The 14,569-nt window shown below is 35.4% G+C and carries 12 protein-coding genes; 7 read left to right on the forward strand and 5 right to left on the reverse strand.

Annotated elements, in window-relative coordinates; genetic code table 11:
* Positions 1-60 precede the first annotated feature (60 nt).
* The gene (locus NQ163_RS04905; RefSeq protein WP_268189162.1) at positions 61-3,048 is read right to left on the reverse strand and encodes a tetratricopeptide repeat protein; all 2,988 of its coding nucleotides are present in this window, start codon (positions 3,046-3,048) and stop codon (positions 61-63) included.
* A gap of 369 nt (positions 3,049-3,417) precedes the next feature.
* Between NQ163_RS04905 and argS the strand changes: the two genes are divergently transcribed.
* From argS to NQ163_RS04930, 5 genes are all read left to right on the forward strand, one after another.
* Entirely contained in the window at positions 3,418-5,211 is a 1,794-nt protein-coding gene (gene argS / locus NQ163_RS04910; RefSeq protein WP_268189163.1) for an arginine--tRNA ligase, read from the forward strand.
* 464 nt (positions 5,212-5,675) lie between these two features.
* Positions 5,676-7,007 carry a signal recognition particle protein gene (gene ffh / locus NQ163_RS04915; protein WP_268189164.1) on the forward strand — a complete coding sequence of 444 codons (1,332 nt, stop codon included), beginning with the start codon at positions 5,676-5,678 and terminating at the stop codon, positions 7,005-7,007.
* A 68-nt stretch (positions 7,008-7,075) separates the two neighbouring features.
* Positions 7,076-7,957, forward strand: a complete 882-nt coding sequence (locus NQ163_RS04920; RefSeq protein ID WP_268189165.1) for a bifunctional 5,10-methylenetetrahydrofolate dehydrogenase/5,10-methenyltetrahydrofolate cyclohydrolase — start codon at positions 7,076-7,078, stop codon at positions 7,955-7,957.
* Positions 7,958-8,167: 210 nt separating this feature from the next.
* Positions 8,168-8,530 carry a hypothetical protein gene (locus NQ163_RS04925; RefSeq protein WP_268189166.1) on the forward strand — a complete coding sequence of 121 codons (363 nt, stop codon included), beginning with the start codon at positions 8,168-8,170 and terminating at the stop codon, positions 8,528-8,530.
* Positions 8,531-8,790: 260 nt separating this feature from the next.
* Complete coding sequence (locus NQ163_RS04930; protein WP_268189167.1) at positions 8,791-9,411, forward strand: CPBP family intramembrane glutamic endopeptidase; 621 nt, start codon at positions 8,791-8,793, stop codon at positions 9,409-9,411.
* A 234-nt stretch (positions 9,412-9,645) separates the two neighbouring features.
* Here the strand turns inward: NQ163_RS04930 and NQ163_RS04935 are convergent, their stop codons facing one another.
* A complete protein-coding gene (locus tag NQ163_RS04935; protein WP_268189168.1) occupies positions 9,646-10,530 on the reverse strand; it encodes a DMT family transporter in 885 nt (294 codons plus the stop codon).
* A gap of 396 nt (positions 10,531-10,926) precedes the next feature.
* Between NQ163_RS04935 and NQ163_RS04940 the strand changes: the two genes are divergently transcribed.
* Positions 10,927-12,030: a hypothetical protein gene (locus tag NQ163_RS04940; RefSeq protein WP_268189169.1), complete on the forward strand. Its 1,104-nt coding sequence runs from the start codon at positions 10,927-10,929 to the stop codon at positions 12,028-12,030.
* Between the two features lie 68 nt (positions 12,031-12,098).
* Here NQ163_RS04940 and NQ163_RS04945 read toward each other — a convergent pair whose 3' ends face one another.
* Positions 12,099-12,464, reverse strand: coding sequence for a cupin domain-containing protein (locus NQ163_RS04945; protein ID WP_268189170.1), 366 nt, complete (start codon positions 12,462-12,464; stop codon positions 12,099-12,101).
* A 140-nt stretch (positions 12,465-12,604) separates the two neighbouring features.
* Between NQ163_RS04945 and NQ163_RS04950 the strand changes: the two genes are divergently transcribed.
* A complete protein-coding gene (locus NQ163_RS04950) occupies positions 12,605-13,030 on the forward strand; it encodes a BLUF domain-containing protein (RefSeq protein ID WP_268189171.1) in 426 nt (141 codons plus the stop codon).
* A gap of 3 nt (positions 13,031-13,033) precedes the next feature.
* On the opposite strand, the gene NQ163_RS04955 is transcribed toward NQ163_RS04950, so the two are convergent.
* Entirely contained in the window at positions 13,034-13,564 is a 531-nt protein-coding gene (locus NQ163_RS04955; protein WP_268189172.1) for a CIA30 family protein, read from the reverse strand.
* A gap of 57 nt (positions 13,565-13,621) precedes the next feature.
* The gene (locus NQ163_RS04960) at positions 13,622-14,329 is read right to left on the reverse strand and encodes a hypothetical protein (protein ID WP_268189173.1); all 708 of its coding nucleotides are present in this window, start codon (positions 14,327-14,329) and stop codon (positions 13,622-13,624) included.
* Between the last annotated feature and the right edge of the window lie 240 nt (positions 14,330-14,569).

The following is a 14,569-nucleotide window of genomic DNA, read 5'->3' on the forward strand; positions in this document are numbered from 1 at the left end:
AAAAGCTTTGACACTAAATTAGTTTTTTGTGTGGGATTATCTGTTTGCATCTGAAGAACCTTAATTTTTCCTAGGCATATTCTTTTTAATAATGGCCAATAATTCTTCCTCCGTATACGGCTTTGCAATGAAGGCATCACAACCTGCTTCTGTCATTTTATTACTTTCATCTCTAAAAACGTACGCAGATTGAGCTACAACAGGAACCGATGGGTTTTTCTTTTTAATTTCTCTTGTAGCTTGATATCCATTAATCTTAGGTAATTGGATATCCATAAGTACCAAATCGAAATGATCATCCTGAAATTTCTCAACGGCTTCTATTCCATCTTGCGTCCATGTAACATTGGCATTTACTTTTTTAAGGACTTCATTAATGTATAAGAAATTCGATTCCACATCTTCAGCAACAAGAATATTTTTACCTGAAAAATCAAGAGGATTGTTCTCTTGGCTTACAGATTTGTTTTGTACAATGGTTTCGTCATCAATGACAAACTCTACATAAAATTCACTTCCTTTATCAGGATCAGAGGTAAACCATATTTTACCTCCAAGCAATTCTGTTAGGCTTTTCGATATGGTTAAGCCCAAGCCTGTTCCACCATGCTCAACTCCATTGTTGCTTGCTTGTCTGAATCGATCATATATTAAAGCCTGATCTTTATATGGTATTCCAATACCAGTGTCTTTTACAAAAAATCTCAAATGATTCTCAATAACTTCAATACCGAAATCAATTCTTCCTTTTTCAGTAAACTTTATGGAATTACGAAGCAAGTTAATCAGGATTTGTTTTAGCCTAATTTGATCAGAGTGAATAGAGATATTCTCAATTCTTTCAGGAATGTGCAAATTGATCTTTACATCAGTTTTGCCATTTTTTATTTTTTGTTCATCGAACACTTGTCGAAGTTCTTCAAGAACAGGATATACATAGAAGTTAGACTTCTTAATTTTAAGCTGTTTCGATTCAATCATAGAAATATCAATGATATCGTTGACCAGAGTAAGAAGGATTTGTCCATTATCATTGATAATATTTGTGTAATACTGATGTTTCTCTTTAGAATTAGTAAATGCCATTAATTTCGAGAAGCCAATAATTGCATTCATCGGCGTTCTGATTTCGTGCGACATATTAGCCAAAAATGAGGTCTTTAATCTATCGGCTTGTTCAGCTTTTTCTTTTGCTTTTAATAATTCAAGCGTTCGGATTTTAACTAAACTTTCAAGGTTTCTTTGATGATCAGCTAAAAGAGATTCAGCTTTTTTTCGTTCCTCAATTTCGAGGTTTAAATTTTTGTTCGACTTTTTAGCAATGATATAAAATCGGTAAACCACTCCTGAAAAAAGAATGATTAAGCCAACAATTACAATAAGAAAAGTATTTGTGAGTCTTTCTTTTTTTAGTTTTTCTTCTTTAAGGAATTGCTCTTTGGCGTGCAGCTGCACAAGATTTTCTCTCTTTTCTTTTTCATTTTGCATTTGAATCCAACCAATTCTGTTTTCTGCCTGAGCATTATACAGTTGATTGTAAACTATTACATATTCTTTATAATATTTGAGGGATTGATTGTAATCATTCTTTTCCTCGTAGATGGCAGAAAGATTGCGATAGTTTTCAGCAATTAAGGTCTTACGATTAATCTTTTTTGCTAAGTTCAAACTGTTCTTCAAATAATGAATGGCTTGATTGGTGTCTTTTTTTTCTCGGTAGAGAGCAGCCAGGTTATTGTATACAGAACCTAAGCCTCCTAAGTTACCTGTGCTCTTATTGATATTAACCGATAAGTTTAAATACTCTTTAGCTTTTTTAAAATTGTGTTTCTTGATATGAATGAGTCCAATATTGGTATAACAAGATGCTATGCCTTTTAAATTGTCAATTGACTTCTGAATTTGAAGTGATCTTTGGTAATTGGAAAGAGCCAAATCAAAATCTTTTAGTTGAAGATGTGCATTTCCAATCAGTCGAAATACATTTGCGGTTCCCTTGGCATATCCTATTTGATTGTTTAAAGTAATGGCCTTATTGTAGTTTTCTATGGCAAGCTTATAATCACGCATAGAATAGGAAATCAAGCCTAAATTTTCATAGCACTTTGCGATGTTCTTTTTTGACTCTAACTCTTTAAAAAGTTTTAATGATTTGTGTTGATACTCAATTGCCTTGTCGTTTTGATTCATTGATTGGAATACTTCTCCCATCCCCATGTACGAACTTGCCATTCCACTTTTTGATTCAAGTTCAAAACTTAAATTCAACGACTTGGTAAATAATTCAATAGCTGTGTTTCTGTTGCCCAAAGAATTTTGTAATGCAGCCAGTTGATTTAAACTGTAGGCAATGTTTTTAATCAGGTTATTCTCTTCGCCAAGTTGCAAAGCTTTCTTAAAATATTCAATTGCCAGTTCTGTATTATTAATTTCCTTATAGCTTGCTCCAAGCGCATTTAAAGAGTAGCAAATGCCTGAAATGTTATTGTGTTTTCGGTTTAAGTTGAGGGCTTTAAGATAGAATGTTAAGGCTTCGGTATAATGACAGGTTTCAAACTGTACATTCCCCAGAGCATTATAACTGTATGCATAGGAAAGTGTGTCGCGATGTTTCTTTTTTAATTCTAAGCTTTTATTGTAAAAACTATCAGCTTTAGCGTAATCACATTTTCTAAAATTTAACTCTCCATAGTAGCTGTATAGGAAACTGATTCTTGTTGTATCTCTTACACTCTCCCAGTAATCAAATGATGAGTCAAAGCAATTTTTTGCTTTTTCCATGTCCCCTTGGAAAAGATAAATTCGCCCCATTAACTCATTTGCAAATGCAAATTTGTCCAATTGTTCTGCTGCCAGGGATTTTTCAGCCAATAGCTTTGCAGTTGATAATGCTTTAGGGTTGTTTTTGTAGTAGTAAGATTCAGCTTCAAGATGTAATTTATTTAAATCTGATGTTACTACCTTCTTACCAAAGGGTTCTGAATCGGGGGAAGAGTAGCTGTGAGTTGAAATTACAACACATATCAGCAACAAGAGTAAATTCTTCATTCGTTGGGGCATAAGAATGTTCAGATACTTTTTTTATTAATTACCAAGTTTAGTTTATTAAGAGAATAAGGGCTCAAATTATTCTTGCAACTTAAACGTTATAACCGATTAATTATTGCAACATTTCAAAGGTAGACAATGCCTATCAGATTGATGTTAAATAAGCTCTTGTTTTTGAGAGAAAGAATAATGTTAGGTGTGAATGACTTTTTTTACATTACGGATAGCAATTCATTTTATTCCTATTATCTTTGCGGATTCAGATTGAGGGACTTAATATGATTTGATTTTGATTGAAAAAAACAAATAAATGGCAAGTCCGGTTTTAAGGATGAAATTTAAGTAGAATTCGAAATACAGAATTTCCAAATGAGTATTGAAAGTATTATTAAAAGCAAAGTAGTTGAGGCCGTAAATTCATGTTACGGACAAGGTATTGAGGAGAAAACCGTTCAGATTCAGAAAACCCGACGAGAGTTCGAAGGTGATTTAACTGTTGTTGTTTTTCCATTCCTGCGCTTTTCTAAAAAGTCACCAGAGGAAACAGCAAACGATCTTGGACAGTTTTTAACTGAAAATATCGTGGCGATATCAGCATTTAATGTTGTGAAAGGGTTCTTGAATTTGGTAATTGATAATTCACACTGGATTTCTGTACTGAACGAAGCTGTAAAAACAGATAACTACGGATTTACTCCTTTAGCAGAAGGTGCTAAAAAGGTGATGATCGAGTATTCTTCTCCAAATACAAATAAACCACTTCACTTGGGACACATTCGTAACAACCTGTTAGGATATTCGGTTGCCCAGATTTTAAAAGCGAATGGTTACGAAGTAATCAAGGTTAACCTGGTAAACGATCGTGGTATCCATATTTGTAAGTCGATGTTGGCTTGGTTGCGTTTTGGCGAAGGAGAAACTCCAGAGTCAACTGGTATTAAAGGTGACCACTTGGTAGGTAAATACTACGTAAAGTTCGATCAGGAATACAAGAAAGAAATTGAAGCTCTTGTGGCTGACGGAATGGAAGCTGATGAAGCTAAAAAGCAAGCTCCATTGTTGTTAGAAGCTCAGGAAATGTTGCGTAAGTGGGAGGCAGGCGATGAAGAAACTGTTGCTCTTTGGCGAAAGATGAACGACTGGGTATTGGATGGTTTCGATATCACTTACAAGAAAATGGGTGTTGATTTCGATAAGGTTTATTTCGAATCAGATACTTATAAGAAAGGGAAAGCAATTGTTGAAAAAGGATTGTCCGACGGCGTATTGTATCAAAAAGATACAGGTTCAGTTTGGGCCAACCTTGAAGCAGATGGCTTAGATCATAAGTTATTGCTTCGTGATGACGGAACATCGGTATACATGACCCAGGATATTGGAACTGCATTCGAGCGTTTCGATGAATTCAATATCGATGAACACGTTTATGTTGTAGGTAACGAGCAAAACTATCACTTCCAGGTATTGTCCTTAATCCTTGGGAAATTAGGATACGAATGGCACGACAAGATTCAACACTTATCATACGGTATGGTTGAGTTGCCTGAAGGTAAAATGAAATCGCGTGAAGGTACTGTAGTTGACGCGGATGACTTAATGCAAGAGATGGTAAATACTGCGCGTGATACTTCTAGAGAACTTGGAAAATTGGAAGGATACTCGGAAGAAGAAGCTGAAGATGTATTCGAAAAAGTGGCAATGGGAGCATTAAAATACTTTATCCTTAAAGTTGATCCTAAGAAAAACATGATGTTTAATCCTAAGGAATCAATTGACTTTAATGGAAATACTGGCCCATTCATTCAGTACACTTATGCACGTATTCAATCGGTAGTAAGAAAAGCTATTGATGCAGGTTTTGATATTCCAGAAGCAGCTTTGTCTAATTTGAATATCTCTGAAAAAGAATCATTCCTTATTCAGATGGTTGCAAATTACCCAACTGTTATTAAAGAAGCTGGAAAAGAAACCAGTCCTGCTCAAATTTCGAATTATGTATACGACTTAGTGAAAGAGTACAACCAATTCTATCACGATCATCCAATCGCGAAAGAGGAAAATACCGACCTAAGAGCTTTCCGTTTAGTACTTTCTAAGCAAATCGGAGAGATTATCAAATCAAGTATGAGCCTGTTAGGAATTGGTGTTCCGGAAAGAATGTAGAAAAAGAGATTAGCTGTCAGCTGACAGCAATCAGACACATATAAAAGGCGAAGTTGACTGTGGTTGACTTCGCTTTTTTTTATCTCTTACCTCACCCTAACCTTCTTCTTGAGAAGAGGGAATCGGAACTGCCAAGTTTTAAGTATGGTGAATTATTTGCATATCACTCCCTTTATCCTCAAGGAGAAGGGGGCGGGGGATGAGGTATCAGCATAAAAGGAATGGACAGAATAAGGCATTGTATTGGATTTATAATTAAACAATAATTAGAATAGTTAAAAGTGAAATTTCCAATCGATAAACATCAAATTAGCTCATTAAATTACAATCATCTAATCAATGCATTTGGAAATTTTACCATTCTACTTTTTAACTATTCAACTTTTCTACTTTTTTCTTCCTGATTCACTTTAGCTATACGCATATTTTTTTATTTTTGCAGGGAAATATAAATACGTAGAATAATGTTTGAAAATCTTAACGAAAGACTTGAGCGATCATTCCAGATATTAAAGGGACAGGGAAAAATTACTGAAATCAATGTGGCCGAAACATTGAAGGATGTAAGACGCGCTTTATTAGATGCCGATGTTAACTTTAAAATTGCCAAGTCGTTTACTAATACAGTAAAAGAAAAAGCATTAGGACAAAACGTACTTACTGCCTTGAAACCAAACCAGGTAATGGTGAAAATTGTTCACGATGAGCTGGCTGAGTTAATGGGTGGAACTCATGTTGATATCAACACTCAGGGAAAACCTGCCGTAATATTAATTGCCGGATTGCAAGGTTCTGGTAAAACCACATTCTCAGGAAAATTAGCGAATTTGTTAAAAACAAAACGCTCTATGAATCCTTTGTTGGTAGCCTGTGATGTTTATCGTCCTGCTGCGATTGATCAGTTGCATGTATTGGGAGAGCAAATTGGTGTTCCAGTATACTCTGATAAAGAAAATAAAAACCCGGTAAAAATTGCTAAAGCTGCTATTAAGGAAGCTAAAGCAAATGGTAACGATCTTGTAATCGTCGATACTGCTGGTCGTTTGGCTATCGATGAGGAGATGATGAACGAGATTGAAGCTGTTAAAAAGTCTATCGATCCAACCGAAACTCTTTTCGTAGTTGACTCGATGACTGGTCAGGATGCTGTGAACACAGCTAAAGAGTTTAACGACAGATTGAATTTCGATGGTGTTGTTCTTACCAAGTTAGATGGTGATACTCGTGGTGGTGCTGCATTATCAATTCGTTCGGTAGTTAACAAGCCAATTAAGTTTGTTGGTACAGGTGAAAAAATGGAAGCACTTGATGTTTTCCACCCTGAACGTATGGCCGATCGTATTTTGGGTATGGGTGATATCGTATCACTTGTAGAGCGTGCTCAGGAACAGTTCGATGCTGAAGAAGCGAAGAAACTTCAGAAGAAGATTGCCAAGAACCAATTTAACTTTAACGATTTCTTGTCTCAGATTTCTCAGATCAAGAAAATGGGTAACCTTAAAGATTTGGCTTCTATGATTCCTGGTGTGGGAAAAGCATTGAAGAATATCGATATCGATGATGATGCCTTTAAAGGTGTTGAAGCGATTATCTTCTCAATGACTCCTGCAGAACGTGAAGATCCAAAATTGATTAATGGTTCAAGAAGAAAAAGGATTGCCGATGGTTCTGGTTCTACCATTCAGGATGTGAACAGGCTGATTAAGCAATTCGACGAGACCAGGAAATTAATGAAAATGATGTCGAAAGGCGGAAACATGTCCAGAATGATGGGCAATATGGGACGCAGAAAATAAGAAAAACCAAATACGAAATGCTTGACTCTGCGGTCAGGCATTTTTTTTAATAACAAAGCTAACAAACCATGGAATTAATCGACGGAAAAAAGATTTCTAACGAGGTGAAGCAGGAAATTGCTGCCGAAGTTGAACAAATTAAAAAAGCAGGTGGAAAAACTCCACATCTTGCTGCTATGATTGTTGGACACGATGGTGCCAGCGAAACTTATGTTGCTGCTAAAGTGAAAGCTTGTCATGCTGTAGGTTTTGAGTCTTCAGAATTTCGTTTCGAAGATGATATTACAGAAGAGCAACTTTTGGCAGAAATCCGTAAGGTAAACGAGAATGATGACATCGACGGATTAATTGTTCAGTTGCCACTTCCTAAGCACATTTCTGAGACCAAGGTAATCGAAACCATTCGTCCGGAAAAAGATGTTGATGGATTCCACCCAATGAACGTAGGTAAAATGGTTGCAAGTTTACCAACTTATCTTCCTGCAACTCCGGCTGGTATTGTTGAGTTGTTGAAGCGTTACAGTATCGAAACATCAGGTAAAAACTGTGTGGTAATTGGTCGTTCAAACATCGTTGGTACTCCAATGAGTGTTTTAATGTCGCGTAAAGCTGCTTATGGCGATTGTACCGTTACATTGTGTCACAGTAGAACCAAAAATATTGCAGAAATTACCCGTCAAGCGGATATCGTAATCGTAGCATTGGGAATGAAAGAATTCCTTACCGGCGATATGGTGAAAGAAGGAGCTGTAATTATTGATGTGGGTATTCACCGTGTGAAATCTGACAAAACCAAGTCGGGATGGAAATTACTTGGAGATGTGAAATTCGATGAAGTTGCACCTAAAGCATCATTCATTACTCCTGTTCCAGGTGGTGTTGGACCAATGACTATTGTTTCATTGCTTCAAAATACACTATTGGCAAGTAAAAAAGAGATCTACAAATAGATTTCCAAATCAAAATATTCAAGCAGGCTTTTATTTATAGGAGCCTGCTTTTTTTGTAATCAAGCTTTCGCGGATAAACCAAATAATTTCCAAACCAGTAAGTTTCAAATTCACAGAGGCAATAGCGGGCAGCTTACCTGCAAATGATGCAGGGCAGATTTTGAAAATCACTTCTCTCTGATTAGATTTGCATCATTCAAAACAACAATTATGGCACAAGATTTTAAGGACTTAGTCGATTTTTATCACGCAAAGAAGATTGAGGGGATGGATTTCTCTCAAATCAGAAAAGAAATGAAAGGCAAAGGTATTGATGAGAATACCATTAAAAGTGTTGTTAGAGAGATCGACAATAAAATTCTTGCCGGAGATGTAAAGAAGCCTGGAAAACTTGATGCAAGACAGTTAAGACTGATAGGTTGGGCGCTAATGATAGTTGGAGGAGTTGCTACTTTGGGTTTGTATCTAAAGTGGTTCGATTTAAAAGGTTATCACTTCTTAGCATACGGACCAGTTATTGCTGGATATTTAATGATTGTTGCAGCAAGAAGAGCACAGAAAAAAATCTCATAATTTGCATCAGGTAATTATGTGAATTAGTCTTGAATTGATGATTTTTGATCATGATTTAAGGTCATTTAATCCACAAAAACACAAGTAATTTTAGGACAAATTTACGTTTGTCAATAAAATCATAACATTCCTAAATTTTAGAGGCATTTTTAAAACAAATATGCCTCTTTTTTTGTAACTTATATAGAACGAGTCTTAATAAGAAGAATCCTTCTTATTGTCGTTACTATTCTTGTTGTTTCTTTTAAAATTGGGGTATTATGAGGAGATTGTATTTGTGGACGGAAATGTTATTCTTATTTATTGGGCTACCATTATTGTATTATTTTGAAATGATTCCGGTCCATAAAGCAATACCCCTTGTGCTTGTGTTCTTCTATTGTCTTTTTATTATCATTAAAGACAAGAATTTTGATCGTGAAATATTTAGAATTAAACGCGATTACCCATGGCAGGATTTTGTACTTAAAGGATCAATTCTTTTAATCATTACTTCAATCTGGGTTTATGTGTTTAGAGCAGATGTGTTTTTTCACTTGCCACGTAATAATTTCTGGATTTGGGTTGCCGTAATTGTGAGTTATCCCATATGGTCGGCTTACACACAGGAATTTATTTTTCGAGCCTTTTATTATCACCGGTACAAGTTATTATTTACCAATCCTGTTGTGATGCTTCTGGTAAATGCGGTTTGTTTTGCCATGGCTCACATCATATTCCGCAATTGGATGGCATTAATCTTCACTTTTATTGGAAGTATCATATTTTCTTACACCTATTTGCGCAATAAATCGCTAAATGCTGTATTTCTTGAGCATTCACTCTATGGGAATATTTTATTTACCAATGGATTGGGCATTTACTTTTATTTGCCAATGTAGTTTAAAGAGAGTTCGATCTAAGCTCAATCATATTAGTCTTCGGAAAATTTGAAAGTAAGATTTCATATTCAGCAAGCTATTAGCAATTGGCTTTTAGTTGTTGGCATTCAAATTACTGTATCCATCTTTTACCATTATATAATCAGTCTTGAAAGCTAATTGCTAATAGCCAAGAGCCAATGTCCAGAACTTTAAGATAATTTATAGAAAAGAGCTTAAACAGGAAAATTAAAGTTATACTTGCTTTACTTGAGTATGCATACGACCATTTAATCGTAAAATGCCCAAGCAGGCAACAACTACCAGTGATGAACCAATGATTTCCTGTGTGGTAAATACCTCATTAAAAATAAATACCCCGATTATCACATTTACAATCGGGATGAGCATGTGAAATGGTGATCCCGTTGCTATGGAAACATGTCGGTAGCCTTCGGTATTCAACAGTTGTGCACATGCCGATGCCAGACCTATAAATATTAATATATAACTACTGGTAATCGGTCCTGTTAGTTCAGGAAGGTTGGCGGGAACGAGAAATATCCAGAATCCAACTATGGATTGAGCAAAAAAGATGGCATATGAATTATCGGTGCCATGTAACTTCTTCACGATTAAAATAGATACAGCATTGGTAATGGCACTAAGCATGGCAAGGAAATCGAACCAACCAAAACTCCACGAATTTCCAGTATCGGTAAACTGAAATGAAACCAGTACAATACCAATAAGAGCTACAAACATCATCAACCATTTGCTGGATTGTATTTTCTCTTTCAGTACAATTGCACTAAGCAGGGATGCAAACAAAGGATAGGAGTAGGAGTAAACCGAAGCTTTTCCCATACCAATTTTTACAATAGCCAAATAGAACAAAGCAACCGATGCTGTACCGGTAATTCCTCTTAGAAGAAGTAAAGGACTGCGAACAAATTTGAGATCTATTTTTCGCATCATGGCCAGTATGCCAATAATGCCAACGCCAATTGCAAAGCGTACAAATACAGTAATGTAAGTACTAACATGCGACATGCTTCGCACCAAAGTAGCCATTATGCCAAATGCTATTACAGATAGTATCATCAGGAAAATGCCATAGGCCGTACCTTCCCTTTTCATGTGGTTTTGTTTTGTGTGGATTTGATTCCGCAAAGGTAGAAGCTTTTGTAATGAATGAGCAAAAAGATGAATTAGATTTTAGAGAAAAAAGGGAGGTTTTGTTTAAAAGCTTACTGTGCAATAGTTTGAGGAGTTTAACATTTATTAATCTAAAATAAATTTGACTAAAATTTAATGTGAAATTTTCTTGGATCAAACTGGTAATATTATACACTCATAAAATAAACTTGCCATTGGTTTGGTAATCCTATAATTTGTTTTTTATACCTAGATATATATATGTGCAGAGATGACTGCTCCTTATTTCTATCTAATATCATAGAGCGTTTGGATTGAGAATTTTATAAGATAAGTTAAATAGATTATTAATGGAGGATTGTGAGTATGAAGTTAAAAATGAAGTTTATTTTACTGGTGGCAATGGGCTTATCCCTTTGCTGGACAGGATGTCAAAAAGAAGTGAATGAGGTGGCCCTTGTTGAATCTAGTTCGGAAATTACATTAAAGACCGGAACTGAAGAGGTGGATCCATGCGAGGTGATATGGGATCTTCGAGCAGGTCAAACCATTGATGTTGGGTCAGTAATTGTAACAAATGATGCTGATAATATTTATGTGACTTTTAAACTTGACTATCAAAATCAGGATTGTGTCGATGATGTTGTTGATGCAGAATTTGGAACTGTTCATGTTTGGGTTGGTAATGATCTTTCCTTAATCCACAATGGAGGGAATAGTAGACCAGCACCAGGACAAATGGCTCAGCAAGATGGTGGAGCACAATTTGATGCAACAGGACTTACAGAGTATACTTTTACTTTACCTTGGGATCAAGTTAACCTGGTAGGAGTTGAGGATATGTGTAATAAAGATTTAAATCTTTATGTGGTAACGCATGCCGAAGTGAAGTTGAATGATTGCGATGGAAATCAAGTTGGTGAAACAGAAACAGGATATGGAGGACCAGAAGATGGACCAGGCAATAGTTGGTGGTATTATGGTATTTATACCGTATGTTGTGATGGGGATAAGCCTCCTCAAGCTCCATTCTGTGAAACTGCTTTTGCAAAAGGAGAGTATGTGTTTACAACAGGAAAGAAGAGTAATCCTGAAAAATTGGGAAGTTTAGGATTAACCAAGAACCGTTGGGGATGGGCAATTGAATTAACAGAGGCAGGTGATACCGAATATGAAATTTGGGCTGGAGCTGGTCTAAATGATACCGGTAAAGGAGTTCATGTTGGTACTTTGAATGTAAGTTGGGATGGAAGTCAAGCAACAGTTACCTATATAATGTTTGATGGCTATTGCTTGGAAGAGGTTCACCTATTTGCTGATGATGGTAAACCTAATACGATTGCTCCTGGGCAGTTTGGAAATACCGTGGAATTCGATCCTAATGATAATTTCTATGAGTTTGTAAATATACCACTTGTTGATACAGATGATGGAAGTGTATGGTTAATAGCTCATGCTGTAGTATGTAATAATTGTGATTAAACCTTTTTATATAAAAAGCATAAAAGCCGGAGAATTTCTTCGGCTTTTCTTATTGTTCTGATCAGTTTTTATTTTAGTTGATCCGTAATATCTTTTGTAATATCAGATTTAATATCTCCTGTATGAGCTGTAGATTTGTTTTCAATTAACATGATTTTACATTCCTTAGCCGATGATACCCTATGTTGAAGCCCCTTTTTAACGATAAACAAATCGCCTTCATTCATAATAAAAGGTTCTGTTCCTTCTACTTCCATTAACAGACTTCCTTCGATAATCAAAAACATTTCATCTTCGTTTTTGTGGTCGTGCCATGGCAGTTCGTCACCTTTGATTTTGGCAATTTTAACATATACATCGTTAATTTCGCCAAGCACTTTGGGTGAAAAGTAATCTTTAATATTGTCAAAGTTCTCTTTTAAATTGATCTTCATGCTATCGGATTTTAATAATAGAGCCTAATATAATTAAAGATTGGCGATTGATGTTGCTTTTTTGATAAGAGAGCTAGTAAGGTATTTGTATATTGAGATGTCCATATAAAAAGATTCAAGATCTTTTGTAACTTTAATCTATGCCTAATCTAATTCATATCGTATATGTAAGTTTTTCAAGGAACCAACTTTCCGAGTTGGAGCTCGATGAGTTATTGTCTGAAATCAGACCGAAGAACTTGGCAAACGGAGTAACAGGTTTACTTCTTTACAACGATGAAATTTTTATTCAGGTGATAGAAGGAGAATCGGACACGATTCTCACGCTGTATGATCTCTTGCAAAAAGATAAGCGCCACACCAATATTGTAAAAATATTAGAGGAGAGAATTGATCAAAGATCTTTCCCGGAGTGGAGTATGGGATATCAGAAATTAAGCAAGGAAGAATCAAAAACCTTACCTGGATTCACTGATTTAATGACAACAAGAGACATCCGTGAATCCTTAAAGCAAAGTTCACAAGCCATTGTTGATTTGATTGTGAAGTTTATGAAGTATACCTGATGCTTACTTCAAAGCAATCCATTTGATTTTCAATTGAAACTCTTCAGCTTTTTTATTACCGATTAAAAAAGCTAGCTCCGACAATTGGTCGGCATTAAAATTCGGATAATTCAAGCGTCTGCCACGAAAACTGGCATAGAAATCTTTGAACGGGATCTCAATAACTTGCCAATCACCGGTGGTTGCAAAGTAATTGATGTGTGAATGAGCCTGAGATGCCTTTGATTTTAATCGGACTTGATACCTCTTGCCATCTCCCTTTACTTTCATCACTATTTTGGAATGAGAATCAATTTCAATGGGATCAAAAATATGCTTTACCATGGCAAAACCACCATTGTTTTCAAGGGAAACATAGCCTTTAAACACGGCACAATTGTTACCGTTCAGAAAAATTCCTGAATCCGATTTGCCACCCATAACCACATCGTTTACAATGTACCAATCCGATAGATTCGAACTGCTGGTGAAATTGGCCAATACCTTTGTGTCCGCATTCGTTAACATCTGTAATAGTATTAATAGTGTTCCCATGCTTTTAAAACAAGTATGGTGCCGAAATGTTTTGGAAAAGAATGTCTTGTGAGAAAATTACTCTTCGAGGATTTCCAATTCTTCTTCAGCTTCATCTATTAATTCAAGAATTTTAATTACTTCCTTTGACAATACAGGAACTGGAGGAGTAGGTGGTTTGGGATTGTATCCATTGGGATAAAACCAAATTCCAATTGGATGATATTCTATGAGAGCCATCTTTTCTTTTAAGGAAGCTTCAATGTAAGTTTTGTCAAAGTAGAATTGAGCACCTTCGTTTCTTAATTCCATTATAGATGAGCTTGCTATGTTAATCACTTTTTTAATTAATTTCCAGTCTGTTCTCTTTAGGGTTGAATCTGGAATTAATTGTGTTTTTACATATAATGCTCCTTTACTAACCTGAACGGTATTTAGAAGTGGAATAATCATGATTCTTTTTTCAGGAAGATCTTCACTCTCATGTTTGTTTAAGATGAAATGCTTAAAGAGAGGTTTTATAGTATCTAAATGTAATTTGTCTCCTATTCTTGAGTTTATTTGATTATTGCGATCAATGTTCACATAGAACACGTTCCTGTGTTTAATTTTGACCCATTCATAATCCAAGTATGAGTCGTAATCAAAACAAAGTTTAAATTCTATATTGTGTGATAATGTATCAATAAACTCATAAGGATAAAACATCCCATAAGGATGCTTTACAATTGAATCATTAAGAAATTGAATAAGCTTTTGTTCCTCAATGCTATCGCTAGTATTCATGAAATAATTGAATAGTTCAGCTAAATTCAATTCTTCATATCGGATTTGTTCTTTCTGCTTAGTGCACCTCAAGAATAAAAAAGAGGCAAGAATTGCAATGAGTAAAAGCTGGCGTAATTTCATATTTTATCAAGAGTAGATGAAAAGCAGCTGTAAGTTAATGAAAAAGCAATGATATGCATGGTTATATCATCCCTTTGTTAAGATCATTTATAGATTACAAGAATTTAGTTGTGATTT

The sequence above is a fragment of the Marinifilum sp. D737 genome, from assembly GCF_026672275.1.
Classification (GTDB): domain Bacteria; phylum Bacteroidota; class Bacteroidia; order Bacteroidales; family Marinifilaceae; genus Marinifilum.

Excerpts from the sequence above, each read along its gene's own strand:
- NQ163_RS04905 (WP_268189162.1), bottom strand. The coding sequence starts at position 3,048 with ATGAAGAATTTACTCTTGTTGCTGATATGTGTTGTAATTTCAACTCAC.
- argS (WP_268189163.1), top strand. The coding sequence starts at position 3,418 with ATGAGTATTGAAAGTATTATTAAAAGCAAAGTAGTTGAGGCCGTAAAT.
- ffh (WP_268189164.1), top strand. The coding sequence starts at position 5,676 with ATGTTTGAAAATCTTAACGAAAGACTTGAGCGATCATTCCAGATATTA.
- NQ163_RS04920 (WP_268189165.1), top strand. The coding sequence starts at position 7,076 with ATGGAATTAATCGACGGAAAAAAGATTTCTAACGAGGTGAAGCAGGAA.
- NQ163_RS04925 (WP_268189166.1), top strand. The coding sequence starts at position 8,168 with ATGGCACAAGATTTTAAGGACTTAGTCGATTTTTATCACGCAAAGAAG.
- NQ163_RS04930 (WP_268189167.1), top strand. The coding sequence starts at position 8,791 with ATGAGGAGATTGTATTTGTGGACGGAAATGTTATTCTTATTTATTGGG.
- NQ163_RS04935 (WP_268189168.1), bottom strand. The coding sequence starts at position 10,530 with ATGAAAAGGGAAGGTACGGCCTATGGCATTTTCCTGATGATACTATCT.
- NQ163_RS04940 (WP_268189169.1), top strand. The coding sequence starts at position 10,927 with ATGAAGTTTATTTTACTGGTGGCAATGGGCTTATCCCTTTGCTGGACA.
- NQ163_RS04945 (WP_268189170.1), bottom strand. The coding sequence starts at position 12,464 with ATGAAGATCAATTTAAAAGAGAACTTTGACAATATTAAAGATTACTTT.
- NQ163_RS04950 (WP_268189171.1), top strand. The coding sequence starts at position 12,605 with ATGCCTAATCTAATTCATATCGTATATGTAAGTTTTTCAAGGAACCAA.
- NQ163_RS04955 (WP_268189172.1), bottom strand. The coding sequence starts at position 13,564 with ATGGGAACACTATTAATACTATTACAGATGTTAACGAATGCGGACACA.
- NQ163_RS04960 (WP_268189173.1), bottom strand. The coding sequence starts at position 14,329 with ATGAATACTAGCGATAGCATTGAGGAACAAAAGCTTATTCAATTTCTT.